At 70.3% G+C, this 15926-nt stretch carries 22 protein-coding genes; 13 read left to right on the top strand and 9 right to left on the bottom strand.

The annotated features are described in order from the left end of the window. Positions 1 to 384 precede the first annotated feature (384 nt). Positions 385 to 1128, bottom strand: a complete 744-nt coding sequence (locus ABZT93_RS33625) for a Clp protease N-terminal domain-containing protein (RefSeq protein WP_356111814.1) — start codon at positions 1126 to 1128, stop codon at positions 385 to 387. A 49-nt stretch (positions 1129 to 1177) separates the two neighbouring features. Next, entirely contained in the window at positions 1178 to 1807 is a 630-nt protein-coding gene (locus ABZT93_RS33620) for a LysE family translocator (RefSeq protein ID WP_356111812.1), read from the bottom strand. 66 nt (positions 1808 to 1873) lie between these two features. Between ABZT93_RS33620 and ABZT93_RS33615 the strand changes: the two genes are divergently transcribed. Further along, positions 1874 to 3076, top strand: a complete 1203-nt coding sequence (locus ABZT93_RS33615; RefSeq protein WP_356111810.1) for a DUF2786 domain-containing protein — start codon at positions 1874 to 1876, stop codon at positions 3074 to 3076. On the opposite strand, the gene ABZT93_RS33610 is transcribed toward ABZT93_RS33615, so the two are convergent. The 4 genes from ABZT93_RS33610 to rpmB all read right to left on the bottom strand — a co-directional run bounded on the left by ABZT93_RS33610 (position 3057) and on the right by rpmB (position 4833). Beyond that, complete coding sequence (locus tag ABZT93_RS33610) at positions 3057 to 3596, bottom strand: DUF4232 domain-containing protein (RefSeq protein WP_356111808.1); 540 nt, start codon at positions 3594 to 3596, stop codon at positions 3057 to 3059. The genes ABZT93_RS33615 and ABZT93_RS33610 overlap by 20 nt on opposite strands. Positions 3597 to 3686: 90 nt before the next feature. Further along, positions 3687 to 4202, bottom strand: a complete 516-nt coding sequence (locus ABZT93_RS33605) for a hypothetical protein (RefSeq protein WP_356111806.1) — start codon at positions 4200 to 4202, stop codon at positions 3687 to 3689. 67 nt (positions 4203 to 4269) lie between these two features. Beyond that, positions 4270 to 4575 carry a 30S ribosomal protein S14 gene (gene rpsN, locus ABZT93_RS33600; protein WP_356111804.1) on the bottom strand — a complete coding sequence of 102 codons (306 nt, stop codon included), beginning with the start codon at positions 4573 to 4575 and terminating at the stop codon, positions 4270 to 4272. Between the two features lie 21 nt (positions 4576 to 4596). After that, on the bottom strand, positions 4597 to 4833 hold the full coding sequence (gene rpmB / locus ABZT93_RS33595) for a 50S ribosomal protein L28 (protein ID WP_356111802.1): 237 nt from the start codon (positions 4831 to 4833) through the stop codon (positions 4597 to 4599). Between the two features lie 62 nt (positions 4834 to 4895). Between rpmB and rpmG the strand changes: the two genes are divergently transcribed. The 8 genes from rpmG to ABZT93_RS33555 all read left to right on the top strand — a co-directional run bounded on the left by rpmG (position 4896) and on the right by ABZT93_RS33555 (position 8450). Continuing rightward, positions 4896 to 5060 (top strand): 50S ribosomal protein L33, encoded by a 165-nt coding sequence (gene rpmG / locus ABZT93_RS33590; protein ID WP_356111800.1) that lies wholly within the window; start codon positions 4896 to 4898, stop codon positions 5058 to 5060. 5 nt (positions 5061 to 5065) lie between these two features. After that, positions 5066 to 5314: a type B 50S ribosomal protein L31 gene (locus tag ABZT93_RS33585; protein ID WP_356111798.1), complete on the top strand. Its 249-nt coding sequence runs from the start codon at positions 5066 to 5068 to the stop codon at positions 5312 to 5314. Then, the gene (locus ABZT93_RS33580; RefSeq protein ID WP_356111796.1) at positions 5314 to 6492 is read left to right on the top strand and encodes a GTP-binding protein; all 1179 of its coding nucleotides are present in this window, start codon (positions 5314 to 5316) and stop codon (positions 6490 to 6492) included. The genes ABZT93_RS33585 and ABZT93_RS33580 overlap by 1 nt, the downstream gene beginning before the upstream one ends. After that, on the top strand, positions 6492 to 6725 hold the full coding sequence (rpsR, locus tag ABZT93_RS33575) for a 30S ribosomal protein S18 (RefSeq protein WP_356111794.1): 234 nt from the start codon (positions 6492 to 6494) through the stop codon (positions 6723 to 6725). The genes ABZT93_RS33580 and rpsR overlap by 1 nt, the downstream gene beginning before the upstream one ends. A 65-nt stretch (positions 6726 to 6790) precedes the next feature. After that, positions 6791 to 7162, top strand: coding sequence for a VOC family protein (locus ABZT93_RS33570; protein ID WP_356111792.1), 372 nt, complete (start codon positions 6791 to 6793; stop codon positions 7160 to 7162). 67 nt (positions 7163 to 7229) lie between these two features. Continuing rightward, positions 7230 to 7601, top strand: coding sequence for a metalloregulator ArsR/SmtB family transcription factor (locus ABZT93_RS33565; protein ID WP_356111790.1), 372 nt, complete (start codon positions 7230 to 7232; stop codon positions 7599 to 7601). Then, positions 7598 to 8059: an SRPBCC domain-containing protein gene (locus ABZT93_RS33560; RefSeq protein WP_356111788.1), complete on the top strand. Its 462-nt coding sequence runs from the start codon at positions 7598 to 7600 to the stop codon at positions 8057 to 8059. The genes ABZT93_RS33565 and ABZT93_RS33560 overlap by 4 nt, the downstream gene beginning before the upstream one ends. A gap of 148 nt (positions 8060 to 8207) precedes the next feature. Beyond that, entirely contained in the window at positions 8208 to 8450 is a 243-nt protein-coding gene (locus ABZT93_RS33555) for a DUF397 domain-containing protein (protein WP_176742548.1), read from the top strand. 91 nt (positions 8451 to 8541) lie between these two features. On the opposite strand, the gene ABZT93_RS33550 is transcribed toward ABZT93_RS33555, so the two are convergent. Further along, positions 8542 to 9042, bottom strand: a complete 501-nt coding sequence (locus ABZT93_RS33550) for an ATP-binding protein (RefSeq protein WP_356111785.1) — start codon at positions 9040 to 9042, stop codon at positions 8542 to 8544. Between the two features lie 365 nt (positions 9043 to 9407). Here ABZT93_RS33550 and ABZT93_RS33545 point away from each other — a divergent pair, with 365 nt between their 5' ends. The 4 genes from ABZT93_RS33545 to ABZT93_RS33530 all read left to right on the top strand — a co-directional run bounded on the left by ABZT93_RS33545 (position 9408) and on the right by ABZT93_RS33530 (position 13149). Continuing rightward, positions 9408 to 10232 carry a helix-turn-helix transcriptional regulator gene (locus ABZT93_RS33545; RefSeq protein WP_356111824.1) on the top strand — a complete coding sequence of 275 codons (825 nt, stop codon included), beginning with the start codon at positions 9408 to 9410 and terminating at the stop codon, positions 10230 to 10232. Between the two features lie 143 nt (positions 10233 to 10375). After that, a complete protein-coding gene (locus ABZT93_RS33540) occupies positions 10376 to 11836 on the top strand; it encodes an aldehyde dehydrogenase family protein (protein WP_356111784.1) in 1461 nt (486 codons plus the stop codon). Between the two features lie 113 nt (positions 11837 to 11949). After that, a complete protein-coding gene (locus ABZT93_RS33535; protein ID WP_356111783.1) occupies positions 11950 to 12486 on the top strand; it encodes a DinB family protein in 537 nt (178 codons plus the stop codon). 21 nt (positions 12487 to 12507) lie between these two features. Next, positions 12508 to 13149 carry a PadR family transcriptional regulator gene (locus tag ABZT93_RS33530; RefSeq protein ID WP_356111781.1) on the top strand — a complete coding sequence of 214 codons (642 nt, stop codon included), beginning with the start codon at positions 12508 to 12510 and terminating at the stop codon, positions 13147 to 13149. Between the two features lie 28 nt (positions 13150 to 13177). Here ABZT93_RS33530 and ABZT93_RS33525 read toward each other — a convergent pair whose 3' ends face one another. Beyond that, on the bottom strand, positions 13178 to 14584 hold the full coding sequence (locus ABZT93_RS33525; RefSeq protein ID WP_356111778.1) for a glutamate decarboxylase: 1407 nt from the start codon (positions 14582 to 14584) through the stop codon (positions 13178 to 13180). Between the two features lie 30 nt (positions 14585 to 14614). Beyond that, positions 14615 to 15898: an ion channel protein gene (locus tag ABZT93_RS33520; RefSeq protein WP_356111776.1), complete on the bottom strand. Its 1284-nt coding sequence runs from the start codon at positions 15896 to 15898 to the stop codon at positions 14615 to 14617. Positions 15899 to 15926 lie beyond the last annotated feature (28 nt).

Raw genomic sequence — 15926 nt, 5'->3', positions numbered from 1 at the left:
GGCAGCCCCATGCCCGGCCCGCGTGCGGAAGCCGTATCCCGGGCCCGCGCGCGGAAGCCGTATCCCGGCCCCTGCGCGGCAGCCCCGTGGCCGGCCCGCGCGCGGAAGCCGTGTGCCGGCCCTTGCGCGGAAGCCCATGCCCGGCCCGCGTGCGGAAGCCGTGTGCCGGGCCCGCGTGCGGAAGCCGTATCCCGGGCCCGCGTGCGGAAGCCGCATCCCGGCCCCTGCGCGAAAGCCCCATGCCCGGCCCCCGCGCGGAAGCCCCATGCCCCCGGCCCGTGCGCGGACGGGACGTCCGAGGCGCCTGCCCGCGAGCCTCGCGCCAGACGCGCCCCTCGGCCGCCCCGTCCTCGCCCCCGGGCCGCCCCGCCCTCTCGGGCACCCTCAGCCCTGCTCGCCGCCCTGTTCTCCCTGCACCTTGAGGTACCCCTCGAGCTCCTTGGCGACGGCACCCTCCACCGGCCCCTTCTCGATGCCGAGGCCGGCCAGGACCCCCGTGCCGTGTTCGAACTCCAGGAGGGCCAGCAGGATGTGTTCGGTGCCGATGTAGTTGTGGCCCAGCCGGAGCGCCTCGCGGAAGGTGAGTTCCAGGACCTTCTTGGCGTCGGAGCCGTACGGGATGAGCTCGGGGACTTCCTCGGCGGCCGGCGGGAGCGCGTCGGTCGCGGCCTGGCGGACGGCGTCGAGGGTGACCCCCTGGGCGACGAGCGCCTTGGCGGCGAGGCCCTCCGGTTCGGCCAACAGGCCGAGGGCGAGGTGTTCGGGACGGCCTTCGGGGTTGCGGGCGGTGATGGCCGCGTTGTGGGCCGCCATCACCACGTTGCGGGCCCGCGGGGTGTACCGGCTGAAGCCCTGGTCGGCGTTCAGGTCGGCCGACTCCTTCGGCACGAACCGTTTCTGGGCCGCCTGCCGGGTGACCCCCATGCTCCTGCCGATGTCCGTCCAGGAGGCGCCCGAACGCCGGGCCTGGTCCACGAAGTGGCCGATGAGATGGTCGGCCACCTCGCCGAGGTGATCGGCGGCGATCACCGCGTCCTGAAGCTGGTCGAGGGGCTCGACATGGACCTTCTTGATGGCCGTGATGAGGTCGTCGAGCCGTACGGATGACGTGATCTCGGGGTTCGTCATGCTGTCAACCTTAGGTTGACAGTAGAGAGGTGTCAACCCGAGGTTGCCTCTACTTCGGAGAGGCGACCAGCCGCACCGCGAGCCCCGTGAACACCGTCCCCGAGACGATGTTCATCCACCGCTTCACGCGCGCGCTGCGCCGAAGAACGTTCCCGAGCCGCCCGGCGAGCAGCCCCACACCGCCGTCCCACAGGAACCCCATGACCACGATCGTGGTCCCGAGCAGCAGCAACTGCCCCGGGACGTGGCCGAGCGAGGGGTTCACGAACTGGGGCAGGAACGCCACGTTGAAGAGGATCACCTTGGGGTTGAGCAGATTGGTGACGGCTCCCTGCCAGAAGGCCCGCCGCATTCCCGGCCCGCCGACGGCACCCTCGCCCTCATCCAAAACCGACCGGTCCCGGAACGCCTTCACCGCCAGGTGGAGCAGATATGCCGCTCCCGCCCAGCGCAGCACGTGATACAGCGTCGGCAGCGTGTTGAACAGCGCCGAAAGCCCGAGCGCCGCCGCGACCGTGTGCACGAGCATGGCGCAGGCCACGCCGAACGCCGCCATCATCCCGGCGGCGGGTCCGCCCCGGCCGCCCATCGCCACGATGAACATCATGTCGGGACCGGGAGTGACACAGAGCGCGAAGGCGGCCACGAGAAAGGCCGCGTACAGAGACATGTCCACCATGCCGCCATGCTCGAAGCGGCACACGCGCGTGTACGACCTATTTTCGGGGAGTGAGACGATCGCCCCGTGAGCAGCAGTGACAGCAGCGGCGCGAGCGGCAACAAGAACGGCGACAAGAGCGACAGCGCCGGCGGCGACACGACCACCACCGTCGACCGCGCCTTCCGGGCCGCCCTCTACGCCGACGACGACACCGCCCTGGACACCGGTGCCTCCCTCCTCGCCTCCGACCCCGCGACGGATGCCGAACTGGACCGGCGCGGCGCCGAGTTCGTGGCACAGGCCTGGCGACGCGGCTGGCAGCCCGCCGACGTCGTACGGATCGTGCGCCGCGAACTGGACGACACACATGTGCGGCTCGCCACGGCCCTGATCCGCGCCCAGACCCCCGACGACCGCCCGCGCGGCCCCCGCTGGGCCGCCCAGCTCGCCCAGCTGGAGGAGCCCGCAGGGAACACCCCCCGCCCCGACCGCTTCACGCACGCCACCGCCGTACTGGAGCTGTACCGCCTGCTGCTGCGCCTGCCCGCGCTGGAGCCGCTGGAGGACCCCCGGCGGGAGCGCAGGGGGTACAGGGAGCACGAGGGCGACGCCCGCATGCTCGGCCGTATCCGCGCCCTGCTCGCCAAGGCCGAGGCGACCGGCTTCCCCGAGGAGGCGGAGGCCCTCACCGCCAAGGCGCAGGAGCTGATGGCCCGGCACAGTGTCGACGAGGCGCTGCTCGACGCCCGGGCGCCCGCGAAGGACACCCCCGGCGCCTGCCGGATCGGCGTCGAGCCGCCGTACGAGCAGGCGAAGGCGGTGCTCCTCGACGCGGTCGCCACCGCCAACCACTGCCGGGCGGTGTGGAACGAACCGTTCGCCTTCTCCACGGTCGTCGGCTTCGAGGGCGACCTCGCGTCGGTCGAACTCCTGTACACCTCGCTGCTCGTGCAGGCGCAGTCCGCGATGGCGAAGGCGGAGGCGGCCCAGCGGGCGGGTGGCCGTAAGCGCACCAAGACCTTCCGGCAGTCTTTCCTCGCGGCCTACGCCCACCGCGTCGGCGACCGCCTGCGCACCGCCGCCGAGGCCCCGGTGACCAAGGATCTGCTGCCGGTCCTCGCCTCCCGCGAGGTCGCCGTCACCGACCGCATGGAGCGGATGTTCCCGCAGACCACCACGACCCGGCTGCGCGGTGTCAGCGACGAGGCGGGCTGGACCGAGGGCGCCCGGGCGGCCGACCGGGCGCAGGTGGGCAACCGGCCCCGGCTCAGTCCCCGGCCTGAGTGAAGGCGCCGACGGAGGCGGTCGGGTCACCCGCGTTGTCGCCCTGGCCCTTGACCGGTCCGAACGACCACTTGAAGCTCTTCTGGGTGTCCGCTCCCGGCAGGCTGATCTCCAGCGTCTTCACGTCCAGGCTCGTCCTGCCGCCCGCCTCGCCGCGCGTGTACGTGAGGGTGAAGGTGGCGGCCGTGCCCTTGGCCAGGGTCACCTTGGTGGCCGTCGCGCCCTGTTCGGGCGAGACGCTCGCGGACGAGTCCTTGGCGTTCAGGTCGATGCCGGGGAAACCGTCCAGCGTGCACTCGGCGCTCTGATTGGTGAGCGTGACGGGGATGTCGCCGGTGTCCCCGGCGGCGGGTGCCACGTTGGCGGGTCCGACCTCCACGTCCATGGCGCCGATCCGGCACGTGGTGCCGTTGCTCGGGCTCGCGGCGGCCTTGTCGCCGCCGGAGCTGTCGCTGTCGTCGGAACAGCCGGTCAGGAGCAGGGCCGCGGCGAGGGCGGTGGTGGCAAGGGGGGCGGCGCGCATGAGCAGTCCTCTGATGTGAGCGATCCGGTGCATGGATCATCACCCATGGCGGGCCTCCACGCTTGCCCGCCCCCGACGATCATGCCTTCCCTACGACCCCGGGCTCGCCGTCAGGAGCCCGCTCGGAAGGCTGCCGCCCTTGGCCCGGGTGAAGGTCTCGGCGCCGACGCCGTTCTCCCAGTTCACCTTGAGGGTGTCCTTGTCGACCGAGACGACCGTCCCGTCCACCCGGTCCTTGCTGCCGTCCGTGCACTTCAGGCGGATCGTCTCGGTACTCGCGGAGCCGCTGCACACCGTGCCGCCGGTGACGAAGAGCCCGGCCTGGTCGCCGTTGACGAGCAGCGCCACGGCCTTGCCGCCGGTGGTCGCCAGCCAGCTGCCCGCCACCTCGCCCGACGCGGACGAGGACGCGGACGGGGAGGACGTACCGCCGGTCCCCCCGGAAGCGGGCGCCGACGACGAGACGGCCGTACTGGAGCCGGGCGACGGCTCGTCGTCCGAGCTCCCGCCGCTGCACGCGGTCAGTACGAGCGCGCCCACCAGCCCCGCGGCCGCGAGCCCGGCCCGCCGGCGCGACACGGTGCGCGAGAAGGTCGCCGTAGTCACTGGAAGCTCCAAGCTGTAGCGGTCGGCCGTACGGACCGCAGCAAGCTACCAGCACCACCCGTAAGAGCTACCAGGACGATGTGCGGACGCCTGGCAGATATCCCGCGTGTGCCTGTTCACGCAGCCCCACCCGGGACAGCCCGAAGGCCCGGAAGTAGCCGCGCGGCCGTCCGTCCACCTGGTCCCGGTTACGCACGCGCGTGGCGCTCGCGTCCCGCGGCTGCCGGCGCAACTCCTCCCGCGCGGCGAGCCGTTCGGCGTCCGTGGACGAGGGCCTGCGGATGATCTCCTTCAGCTCGGCCCGCCGCACGGCGTACCGGGCGACGATCTCCTGGCGCTTCTCGTTCTTCGCGATCTTGCTCTGCTTCGCCATCTCGGTTCTCCCCTCGAATCCTCAGACCCGCACACCGCGCGCGCGGATCCGTGCCACGGCCGCCTCGACGCCGATCGAGTCGACGGTCTTGATGCCCTTGGTGCTCAGTCGCAGCCGTACGTACCGGCCCTCGCTCGGCAGCCAGTAGCGCTTGGGCTGGATGTTGGGGTCGAAACGGCGCGAGGTGCGCCGGTGGGAGTGGGAGATGCGGTTGCCGAAACCGGGCTGGGCGCCGGTCAGCATGCAGTGGGCGGACACGGGTGATGCACCTCTCTCGAAACAGGTGTGTAAATGGAATTCATTTTCAGTAAGATAGCAGCATGGCACGCAACGAACTCCGCCCGGTCATCAAGCTCCGGTCCACCGCCGGGACCGGTTTCACCTATGTGACCCGCAAGAACCGCCGCAACGACCCGGACCGCATGACCCTGCGGAAGTACGACCCGGTCGTCTCCCGGCACGTCGACTTCCGAGAGGAGCGCTGACCGTCATGCGCCAGGGAATCCACCCGTCCTACGGCCCCGTCGTCTTCCGTGACCGTGCCGCGAACCACGCCTTCCTCACCCGCTCGACGATGACGAGCGAGAGGACGGTCGAGTGGGAGGACGGCCACACCTACCCGGTCGTGGACGTCGAGATCTCGAACGTCAGCCATCCCTTCTACACGGGCACCGCGCGCGTGCTGGACACCGCCGGACGCGTGGAGCGCTTCGAGCGCCGGTACGGAAAGAAGGGCTGATGCTCTCCGTCGTGATCGTCGGCGGGCTGCACGCCGACGCGCGCAAGGCGGCCGTGGAGGAGCTCCTCACCGATGTGCCGGGCAGCGTCGTCCTCCACCACGACCTGGCGACGGCCGCGGCCGGCACCGTCGTACGGACGATCCGCGACGCCACCGGAATCCTGTCCGCCGGCGAGACGCCCCTCGTCAACGACTGCGCCTGCTGCGCGCTCCGGGAGGACCTGGTCCCGGAGCTGCGCCGCCTGGACGCGGCCGGGACGCTGCGCCTCGCGGTCGTCGAGCTGTGGGACTCCGTCGAGCCCAAGGCGATGGCCGAGGTGGTCGCGGCCGGCGGCCTCACCGTCACCGGCGTGATCACCGCGGTCGACCCGGCACTCGTCCTGCCCTGCCTCGGCAACGGCGACGACCTCGCCGACCGCGGTCTCGCCGCCGCGGCCAGGGACCAGCGCACGGTCGCCGACACCTTCGCCCGCCAGTTGGAGTACGCCCCGGTCCTCGCCGTCCTCGACTCCCCGGAGGCCGACGAGGAGGACCGTGAGCTGCTCGCCCAACTCCATCCGACGGCCCGCCAGGTCCCGATCGGGAGCGGCCGTCAGACGGACCAGGCGGGCACCCGCTACCCCGTACGGCACTCCCCGCACTCCCCGCTGGCCCGCGCCGCCCTCGCCGGATTCGACGTGGAGTCCGCCGCGGCCGCCCAGCACCCCGCCTGTGCCCTGCTGCCCGCCGAGGCCGACGCGCACGGTGTCACCACGCTCGTCTGGCACCGCCGGCGGCCCTTCCATCCGGAGCGGCTGTACGAGGCGCTGGAGGACATCACCTGCGCGGCCGCCCGCAGCCGGGGCCGGTTCTGGCTCGCCGACAAGCCGGACGTACTGCTGCACTGGGACGCGGCCGGGGGCGCCCTGTGCGTGGAGAGCGCGGGTCCGTGGCTGGCCTCGCTCCCGGACGCCGCCTGGGACTTGGTCCCGCCGGTGCGCCGGGCGGCCGCCGCGATGGACTGGCATCCCGAGCACGGCGACTGCTGCCAGCACCTCGTCTTCACCTCGCCCGGCCTCGACCGCGACGGACTCGAACGGCTCCTGGAGTCCTGCCTGCTCACCGACGCCGAGTACGCCGCCGGACGCGACGCCTGGGAACGCCTCCCGCCCGCTTTCGACACCCTCCTGGAGGTCTGATGCCTCGCACGGCCGACCGCAAGCCGGTCAAGAACCGGCCCAACCCGCTGGACGCGGCCAAGGTCACCTACATCGACTACAAGGACACCGACCTGCTGCGGAAGTTCATCTCCGACCGGGGCAAGATCCGCAGCCGTCGCGTCACCCGTGTGTCGGCGCAGCAGCAGAGACTGCTCGCCCGTGCGATCAAGAACGCCCGTGAGATGGCACTGCTGCCCTACTTCAGCAGGTGAGGACCTATAGGTAGGCCTTTCCCTACGCTTGACTCGTAGGGAAAGGCCTACCTATTCTCCTCGGTATGACCATCACGCACGCGTCCTTCGTCACCCTCCCCGTCTCCGACCAGGACCGCGCCCTGCGCTTCTACACCGACGTCCTCGGTCTGACCGTCACCGCCGACCGGGACCTGCCCCAGGGGCGCTGGCTCCAGGTGGCCCCCGAGGGCGCGCAGACCGTGTTCACGCTGTCCGGTCCGGGGATGGGCGGCTTCGAGCCCGGCTCCGCCCGGGGGATCATGTTGGTCACGACCGACGTCGACGCGGACTGTGCGCGGCTCACGGAGGCCGGGACCCCGGTTCAGGGACCCGACGAGCTCCCGTGGGGCCGCATGGCCTCCTTCACGGACCCCGACGGCAACGGTCTGATGCTGCTGACCGAGGCGCACCGGTAGGACCGAGGTGCACCAGTAGGACCGAGGCACACCGGTGGAACCGAGACACACCACCAGAAAGGCTCGTATGACCGCCGCACCGGGGGCCGTCGAGGCCGGGACCACCGACGCCGACGCGGACCGCGTCTTCGCCGCACTCGCCAGCGCCGTACGCCGCGAGGTGCTGCGACTGCTGCGCGAGGGCGGACCGCAGCCCGTCCAGGCCCTGGCCGACCACTTCGACATGCGGCGCCCGAGCCTGTCCGAGCATCTGAGAGTGCTGCGCGAGGCCGGCCTCGTCTCCGAGCAGCGCTCCGGGCGGCAGCGCATCTACCGGCTGGAGGCGGCACCCCTCGCCGAGGTGCAGGACTGGCTCCACCCGTACGAGCGGTTCTGGCGCGGTCGGCTGAAGGACCTGGGCGCCCTGCTCGACCGCATGCCCGACGATGACGTGACATGAGCAACGCACCCGACGAGGACCTCGCGGTCATCCGCGTCGACCAGTTCTTCCCGCACCCGCCCGCCAAGGTCTGGCGCGCCCTCACCGAGCCCGAACTGCTCGTGCAGTGGCAGATGCAGGGGGCGGAGGCGTTCCGGCTCGAGGTCGGGCACCGCTACACCATGACCTCTGTCCCGCGGCCCAACTCGAACTTCTCGGGCACTGTCGAGGTGGAGGTTCTCGCCTACGAGCCGCAGCGGATGCTGAGCCTCCGGTGGACCGACGTCGATCCGGCCAACTCGATTGACTGGACCATCACATGGAAGGTGGAACAGGAAGGGCGCGGTACGCGTCTCTTCCTAGTGCACGAGGGATTCGATCCCGACGACCCCGCACAGCTGATGGCCCGGACGATCATGGACGGGGGCTGGCGGACACATGTGATGCGGGCTCTGGGGAACACGATGGAACATATCTAGCGCCCCGCACGTCACATCTGTAACCACGGGAACACCCCTCGTGCACGTGCATCTGCTCATGCATCTGCACGTGAACAGGGCTATGATCCGGACCAGTTGATTACTGCATCACTGGCCACAAGGCCACCGCACCACCGGGGAGCGACCTGTGGACCTGGACGTGTACAACGGCATGACGGCCACGGCTCTGCGCGGGGTGGCCTGGCAGAAGAGCAGACACAGCAACTCGCAGGGTTCCTGCGTGGAGTTCGCGCGCCTGCCGGACGGGGGAGTTGCCGTTCGCAACTCCCGCTTCCCGGACGGTCCCGCGCTCGTCTACACGCGCGCGGAGATCGAGGCGATGCTTCTCGGCATCAAGGACGGCGAGTTCGACCACCTGATAGCGGGCTGAGCCCGGGTCACCCATGGGTGACCCGGGGTAACCGAGGTGGCGCACCGGGTAACGCGCGTAGAACCGTGGCGTGGCCAAACGCTGCCGTGCATCACTCGGCGGAAGCGGCGGCCGGACCCGCGTGCGGCTGGAGCCTGAACAGTGCCCAGACCACCTTGCCGCCCAGCGTCCCCGCCATCGGGTGCCAGCCCCAGCTGTCGCTGAAGGAGTCGACGAGGAACAGCCCGCGCCCGGACTCCGCGGAGAAGTCGTCGGAATCGCGTGCTACCGGACTGTCCTGGCTGGGGTCGCGTACCGCGCACACCAGTCGCCCGGTCCACCGCATCAAGTGCAGCCGCACGGGCGGATCGTGCTCCCCGCTGTGCGCGCTGTTCGCCGGCATCGCATGCCGCAGCGCGTTGGTGACCAGCTCGGAGACCACGAGACAGATGTCGTCGAAGTGATCGCCCAGCCCCCACTGGTCGAGCGTTCTGCGGGTGAACCTCCGTGCGTCGCCCACCGCTTCGTAGCGTGCGGGCAGGGAACAGGAGGCGGCGTCGGACACGGCCGCGGGATCCAGCGGCGGAAGGCCCTGCCGTAACGGCTCGAGCATGGTCGATCCATTCATCCCCATGCGAGGCACTCCCGGGAACTCGCGGTCGTTGCGATGCAGCGGTTGCGCGGGACCATGGTTTCGGATGAGCGATGCAGATGCAAGGTGCAGATGCACGTGCACGTGACCGAAATGGCCATACCCGTACCGCTTGTTGGCCATTTTTTCCGCCATCTTCTCCCCTGTTTCTTGCCTCTTCCTCCCCACTGCGTGTCTCAGCCCTGTGCAGAATCTTTGGCTTCTTTCCATATCTGTAATCGGACGAGTACTGCTCGGAGTGTTTTAGTGGCAGACTTCGGCCCCTGAAGACGTTGGGGAGGCTGGCGAACGTGAGCGCGGGAGAGCCCGGATCGGTGGTGCGGCGGATGCTGCTCGGCTCGCAACTCAGGCGACTGCGTGAGGCACGGGGCATCACGCGCGAGGCGGCGGGCTACTCGATCCGCGCGTCCGAGTCGAAGATCAGCCGGATGGAGTTGGGCCGGGTGAGCTTCAAGACGCGTGACGTGGAAGACCTGTTGACGCTGTACGGCATCACGGACGAGCAGGAGCGGGCCTCGCTCCTCTCGCTGGCCCGCGAGGCCAACGTCGCGGGCTGGTGGCACAGTTACTCCGACGTCCTGCCGAGCTGGTTCCCCACCTATGTGGGCCTGGAGGGCGCGGCCTCCCTCATCCGCGTCTACGAAGTCCAGTTCATCCACGGCCTGCTGCAGACCGAGGCGTATGCACGTGCAGTGGTGCGGCGCGGGATGAAGGGTGCGAGTGCGGCCGACATCGAGAAGCGCGTGGCGCTGCGCCTGGAGCGGCAGAAGTACCTGGCCGACGACGGCGGGCCCGAGTTCCACGTGGTACTCGACGAGGCGTCCCTGCGCCGCCCGTACGGCGACCGCGCGGTGATGCGCGAACAGCTCCAGCACCTCATCGAGATCTCCGAACGCCCCAACGTACGGCTGCAGATCATGCCGTTCGGCTTCGGCGGGCACTCCGGGGAGAGCGGCGCCTTCACGATCCTCAGCTTCACCGAGTCCGACCTGACGGACGTCGTCTACCTGGAGCAGCTCACCAGCGCGCTCTACCTGGACAAGCGCGAGGACGTCACGCAGTACGAGAAGGCGATGAAGGAGCTCCAGCAGGACAGCCCGGGCCCGGACGAGAGCCGGGACCTGCTGCGCGGCCTTCTCCAGCTCTCCTGAGCGCGCGGGGATCTCCCCCCGACCTGTCGAGGGTTCTCCCCAGAAGATTGCTCTGCGTGCCCAACTGGCATGCCGCGCAAGTACGATGACGTGTGATCAGACCGTGACGTTGATCGTGTGTCTGCTAGTGATTTGGGGATCACATGTCGTCGTACTTCACCGACCTGGCCCAGCAGTACATCGACGGTGAGTGGCGCCCGGGCACAGGCTCCTGGGACATCATCGACTTCAACCCGTACGACGACGAGAAGCTGGCGTCGATCACGATAGCCACGGTCGACGAGGTCGACGAGGCGTACCGGGCCGCCGCCCGGGCGCAGAAGAAGTGGGCCGACACCAACCCCTATGCCCGCCGCGCGGTGTTCGAGAAGGCGCTCCGGCTGATCGAGGAGCGCGAGGGGGAGATCGCCGAGGCGATCATCGCGGAGCTCGGCGGCACCCACCTGAAGGCCGGCTTCGAACTCCACCTCGCCAAGGAGTTCCTGCGCGAGGCGATCAACCTGTCACTGCGCCCCGAGGGAAAGATCATCCCCTCGCCGGTGGACGGCAAGGAGAACCGCCTCTACCGCGTGCCGGTAGGCGTCGTGGGCGTGATCAGCCCCTTCAACTTCCCCTTCCTGCTGTCGATCAAGTCGGTCGCCCCCGCGCTCGCGCTCGGCAACGCCGTCGTCCTCAAGCCGCACCAGAACACGCCGATCGTCGGTGGCTCCCTGGTCGCGAAGATCTTCGAGGACGCGGGACTGCCCGGCGGTCTGCTCAACGTCGTCATCACCGACATCGCCGAGATCGGCGACGCCTTCCTGGAGCACCCGGTCCCGAAGGTCATCTCCTTCACCGGTTCCGACAAGGTCGGCCGCCACGTGGCCACCGTCTGCGCCCAGCACTTCAAGCGCTCGGTCCTCGAACTGGGCGGCAACAGCGCCCTGGTGGTCCTCGACGACGCCGACCTCGACTACGCGGTCGACGCCGCCGTCTTCAGCCGGTACGTCCACCAGGGCCAGGTCTGCATGGCCGCCAACCGTGTCCTGGTCGACCGTACGGTCGCCGAGGAGTTCACCGAGAAGTTCGTCGCCAAGGTGCGGACGCTGAAGGCCGGCGACCCGCGCGACCCCGAGACGGTCATCGGCCCGATCATCAACTCCTCGCAGGCGGAGGCCGTTTCGGGCGCCGTCGAGCAGGCGATCGCCGACGGCGCGACCGCGCTGATCCACGGCACCAGGAGGGACAACCTGGTCGAGCCCTCCGTCCTCACGGACCTGCCCGCCGACTCGCCCCTCCTCCAGCAGGAGCTCTTCGGCCCGGTCGCCCTCCTCGTCACCTTCGACGGCGAGGAGGAGGCGGTCCGCCTGGTCAACGACACCCCGTACGGCCTCAGCGGTGCCGTCCACACCGCGGACATCGAGCGAGGTGTCGCCTTCGCCAAGCAGATCGACACCGGTATGTTCCACGTCAACGACGGCACCGTCCACGACGAGCCGATCGTCCCCTTCGGCGGGGAGAAGCGCTCCGGCATCGGCCGCCTCAACGGCGACACCATGCTGGACTCCTTCACCACCACCAAGTGGATCTCGGTCCAGCACGGCCGGAGCCGCTTCCCGTTCTGATCTCCCGCGTACGACGGCCGCCACGGGCCCTTCAGGACCGGACCTGTCCTGAAGGGCCCGTAGTTTCATGGGTGCCGGGGGAAGGCCTCCGAGCCCGATGAAAGGCGGCTGTCATGGTCACTCACGTCCCCGCGGAGGAGTACGGCGACGAGCGCGGAGCGCTCCTGTCCTTCCTGGAGGAGCAGCGCGGCGGGATCCGGCGCTCGGTGCTCGGGCTGACGGACGAGCAGAGTGCCGCCAGGCCCAGCGCGAGCGAGCTCTCCCTGGGCGGGCTGGTCAAACACGTCGCCGAGGTCGAGCAGAGCTGGATCGCCCGCGCCAAGGGCGAGGAGCCGGCCGTGGTCCGCGACCGGTCGAACTGGCACGAGTGTTTCGCCCTGGTCGACGGCGAGACCGTCGAGTCGCAGCTGGCGTACTGGGAGCAGGTGGCCGCCGAGACGGAGGCGTTCGTCCGCTCGGTGCCGAGCCTCGACGACACCTTCCCGCTCCCGGACCAGCCCTGGTTCCCGCCCGAGGGCCGGGCCTCCGTGCGCTGGGTGCTGCTGCACCTGATCCGTGAGACGGCCCGCCACGCCGGGCACGCCGACATCATCCGCGAGTCCCTGGACGGGAAGACGGCGTTCGAGCTGGTGGCACTCGCCGCGAAGTGAGGAAGCCATAACCTGGACCGCATGTCAACGATCCGTCTCCTCGTGCTCGGCGCGGTGCGCCGGCACGGGCGGGCCCATGGCTACCAGGTGCGTGGCGACCTGGAGTACTGGGGCGCGCACGAGTGGTCCAACGCCAAGCCCGGCTCGATCTACCACGCGCTGAAGCAGATGGCGAAGCAGGGGCTGCTGCACGCGCACGAGATCGCGCCCTCCACGGCCGGCGGGCCGCCGCGCACCGAGTACGAGATCACCGACGTGGGCACCGAGGAGTACCTGCGGCTGGTGCGGGAGGCGCTGACCTCCTACGACCAGAAGATGGACATCAAGTCGGCGGCCCTCGGCTTCATGGTCGACCTGCCGCGTGCGGAGGCCGTGTCGTTGCTCAAGGAGCGCATCCGGCGCATCGAGGAGTGGCGCGGGGCCGTCACCGAGCACTACGTGCCCGAGGGCGGCACGCAGCAGCTCGGCCACATCGGCGAGATCATGAACCTCTGGATCCACACGGCCGACGCCGAGGCCGAGTGGACCCTGGGGCTCATCGCCCGCATCGAGGACGGGGCGTACACCTTCGCGGGGGAGGGCGCCCCGTTCGTCGGCGTCCTCGCCGAGGGCGAGGAGAACCCGTACGCGACGGGCGAGCGGCATCCCGGGGACGTCCGCTAGTCAGGTGTGACGCGGTCCTGTTCCGGTCCTAGTGGTGGAAGCCGGTCGCCGCGCCCTTGTCCCTGGTGGACGGGTGCGGCTGGCGGCGCAGCTCGGGCAGCAGGCTCTGCAGGTCCTCGATGAACAGTTCGGCGAGGTCGGTGGAGAAGCCGTTGCGGCACACCACCCGCAGCACCGACAGGTCCTCGCGGTTCGGCGGGAAGGTGTACGCCGGCACGAGCCAGCCCCGCTCGCGCAGTCGCCGGGAGACGTCGAAGACGTCGTACGCCTGGATGTCCGGAGCGGTCGTGAACGCGAACACCGGGAGTTCGTCGCCGCGGGTCAGCAGCCGGAAGTCGCCGAGCCCCTCCACGCGTTCGGCGAGGCCCCGGGCCACGTCCCGCGTGGACTGCTGTACGGCCCGGTAGCCCTCGCGGCCCAGCCGCAGGAAGGTGTAGTACTGCGCGACGACCTGGGCGCCGGGGCGGGAGAAGTTCAGGGCGAAGGTGGGCATGTCGCCGCCCAGGTAGTTCACGCGGAACACCAGTTCCTCGGGCAGCGCCTCCTTGTCCCGCCACAGCGCCCAGCCGACACCGGGGTAGACCAGCCCGTACTTGTGCCCCGAGGTGTTGATCGAGGCGACCCTCGGCAACCGGAAGTCCCACACCAGGTCCTCGTCCAGGAAGGGCGCGACCATGGCGCCGGACGCCCCGTCGACATGCACGGGAACGTCCAGACCGGTGAGCTCCTGGAGGGCGTCGAGGGCGGCGCACAGGTCCGCGATCGGCTCGTAGGAGCCGTCGAAGGTGGAGCCGAGGATGCCCACGACCCCGATGGTGTTCTCGTCGCACAGGTCGGCGGCGGCCTGGGGGTCGAGGTGGAAGCGGTCGCCCTCCATGGGCACCAGGCGGGCCTCCACCTCCCAGAAGTTGCAGAACTTCTCCCAGCAGACCTGGACGTTGACCCCCATGACGAGGTTGGGGCGGGCCCCGGGATACCGGTCGGTGTTGCGCCGCGACCAGCGCCTCTTGAGCGCCATGCCCGCGAGCATGCACGCCTCGCTGGAACCGGTCGTCGAACAGCCCACGGCCGCCGAGGGATCCGGCGCGTTCCACAGGTCGGCGAGCATCGCCACACAGCGCCGCTCCAGCTCGGCGGTGCGCGGGTACTCGTCCTTGTCGATCATGTTCTTGTCGCGGCACTCAGCCATCAGGACCCCGGCCTGCGGTTCCATCCAGGTGGTGACGAAGGTGGCGAGGTTCAGCCGGGAGTTGCCGTCGAGCATCAGCTCGTCGTGGACCACCTGGTAGGCGGTCGACGGTGGCAGGGGAGAGGTGGGGAGCCGGTGCTTGGGCGGAGCCTCGGTCATTCCGCCGACCGGATCGGCCTCGCCGTAGAAGGGATTGACGGACAGCGGGCGCTCGTCGGGCTTCTCGGGACCTTTGTGCAGTGGCATGGGCGGGCCTCCTGAAGGGATCAACGTCGGTCAGCGGATCGGGGTTCCGTCCGCGCGCAACTGCATCTGCGGTCGCCCCGTCACCAGCAGCCAGGCCGGTAGTGAGGCCACGCACAGCAGCGCGAGGATCGCGGGCGAGGCCACCAGCACGGCGGCGGTGAACAGACTCACCCAGGCCTGCCGGGTGACGGCGAGCAGCATGCCCAGCACCCCGGCCGCCACGCCGAGGGCGGGATGTACGGCGTCCACGAGCGCGTGGGCGCACAGCCCGAACGCGACGCCGACGAACACGGCCGGGAAGATCCGCCCGCCCCGGAAGCCGCAGGAGGCGGCGACGAGCAGCGCGGCCAGCTTCACCACCGTCATGGTGGCGAACTGCCCGGCCGACCAGCCCGCGGGATCGGCCGCCAGTTCGTCGATCTCGTCGAGCCCCTTGAAGAGCGTCAGACGGCCACCGACGGCCGCGAGCAGCCCCAGGACGAACCCGCCGACCGGAAGCGCCACCATGGGGTGCCGCAGCCGTGCGAAGGCGCCGTGGACGTACGGGAGGGCCAGCACGGCCGCCATGCCGAGCAGCGCGGCGGTGGACGCGATCACCAGGGCCGCCAGCAGATCGCCCCAGCCGGGGTGTCCGAACGGCGGCAGATGCAGGTCGAAGGACGGATGGTCCAGCAGGGTGACCGTCAGCGCCCCGGCCGCGGCCGCGGCCAGCGGCCCGAAGACGTTGTCCCACAGTGCGCCCCTGAGCTCTCGTCCGGCCAGCGCCTCGGAGATCACCAGCGCCGCCGCCACCGGAGTGCCGAACAGCGCGCCGATCGTCGCCGACTCCGCCAGCGCCGGCCACAGCCCGCGCGGCATCCGGGGGAGCAGCCGGCGCCCCAGCCAGAAGGCCAGAGCCACGTTGACCGCGATGATCGGGTTCTCGGGTCCGAGACTCGGCCCGCCCGCGAGCATCAGCCCGGTCGCCAGCAGCAGCCCCGGCAGCACGGCGAGCGGCAGCACCGGAGCGTCGAGCCCCAGGGTGGCCGGATCCGGCCCGGCGTGCCCCGGCGACTTCCACACCACCAGACCCACGGCCACCCCGGTCGCCGTGAGCATCACCAGCATCCACAGCACGGAGTACCGGCCCACCCCCAGCGCGTCCGGCAGATTCCGCCACAGCACGTGCTGAAGCTGCTCGGCCGCCACGCTGACCCCGAGGAGCAGCAGACTCGCTCCCACCCCGACGACGAGAGCGGGGAGGATCAACGGCAGCAGGACGCGCGCCGGAGTCGCCGGGGCGGCGGATGCCTGCTGCGCGGTGTCCTGGGCCACGGATTCACGATAAGCGGACATAACGGGC

This window comes from Streptomyces sp. NPDC005303, assembly GCF_040607335.1.
Classification (GTDB): domain Bacteria; phylum Actinomycetota; class Actinomycetes; order Streptomycetales; family Streptomycetaceae; genus Streptomyces.
This window is presented reverse-complemented; position numbering and strand designations above follow the sequence as displayed.

Excerpts from the sequence above, each read along its gene's own strand:
- ABZT93_RS33530 (WP_356111781.1), top strand. The coding sequence starts at position 12,508 with ATGTCAACGATCCGTCTCCTCGTGCTCGGCGCGGTGCGCCGGCACGGG.
- ABZT93_RS33585 (WP_356111798.1), top strand. The coding sequence starts at position 5,066 with ATGCGCCAGGGAATCCACCCGTCCTACGGCCCCGTCGTCTTCCGTGAC.
- ABZT93_RS33535 (WP_356111783.1), top strand. The coding sequence starts at position 11,950 with ATGGTCACTCACGTCCCCGCGGAGGAGTACGGCGACGAGCGCGGAGCG.
- rpsR (WP_356111794.1), top strand. The coding sequence starts at position 6,492 with ATGCCTCGCACGGCCGACCGCAAGCCGGTCAAGAACCGGCCCAACCCG.
- ABZT93_RS33625 (WP_356111814.1), bottom strand. The coding sequence starts at position 1,128 with ATGACGAACCCCGAGATCACGTCATCCGTACGGCTCGACGACCTCATC.
- ABZT93_RS33620 (WP_356111812.1), bottom strand. The coding sequence starts at position 1,807 with ATGGTGGACATGTCTCTGTACGCGGCCTTTCTCGTGGCCGCCTTCGCG.
- ABZT93_RS33570 (WP_356111792.1), top strand. The coding sequence starts at position 6,791 with ATGACCATCACGCACGCGTCCTTCGTCACCCTCCCCGTCTCCGACCAG.
- ABZT93_RS33565 (WP_356111790.1), top strand. The coding sequence starts at position 7,230 with ATGACCGCCGCACCGGGGGCCGTCGAGGCCGGGACCACCGACGCCGAC.
- ABZT93_RS33525 (WP_356111778.1), bottom strand. The coding sequence starts at position 14,584 with ATGCCACTGCACAAAGGTCCCGAGAAGCCCGACGAGCGCCCGCTGTCC.
- ABZT93_RS33550 (WP_356111785.1), bottom strand. The coding sequence starts at position 9,042 with ATGCTCGAGCCGTTACGGCAGGGCCTTCCGCCGCTGGATCCCGCGGCC.
- ABZT93_RS33545 (WP_356111824.1), top strand. The coding sequence starts at position 9,408 with ATGCTGCTCGGCTCGCAACTCAGGCGACTGCGTGAGGCACGGGGCATC.
- ABZT93_RS33580 (WP_356111796.1), top strand. The coding sequence starts at position 5,314 with ATGCTCTCCGTCGTGATCGTCGGCGGGCTGCACGCCGACGCGCGCAAG.
- ABZT93_RS33560 (WP_356111788.1), top strand. The coding sequence starts at position 7,598 with ATGAGCAACGCACCCGACGAGGACCTCGCGGTCATCCGCGTCGACCAG.
- ABZT93_RS33610 (WP_356111808.1), bottom strand. The coding sequence starts at position 3,596 with ATGCGCGCCGCCCCCCTTGCCACCACCGCCCTCGCCGCGGCCCTGCTC.
- rpsN (WP_356111804.1), bottom strand. The coding sequence starts at position 4,575 with ATGGCGAAGCAGAGCAAGATCGCGAAGAACGAGAAGCGCCAGGAGATC.
- ABZT93_RS33540 (WP_356111784.1), top strand. The coding sequence starts at position 10,376 with ATGTCGTCGTACTTCACCGACCTGGCCCAGCAGTACATCGACGGTGAG.
- rpmG (WP_356111800.1), top strand. The coding sequence starts at position 4,896 with ATGGCACGCAACGAACTCCGCCCGGTCATCAAGCTCCGGTCCACCGCC.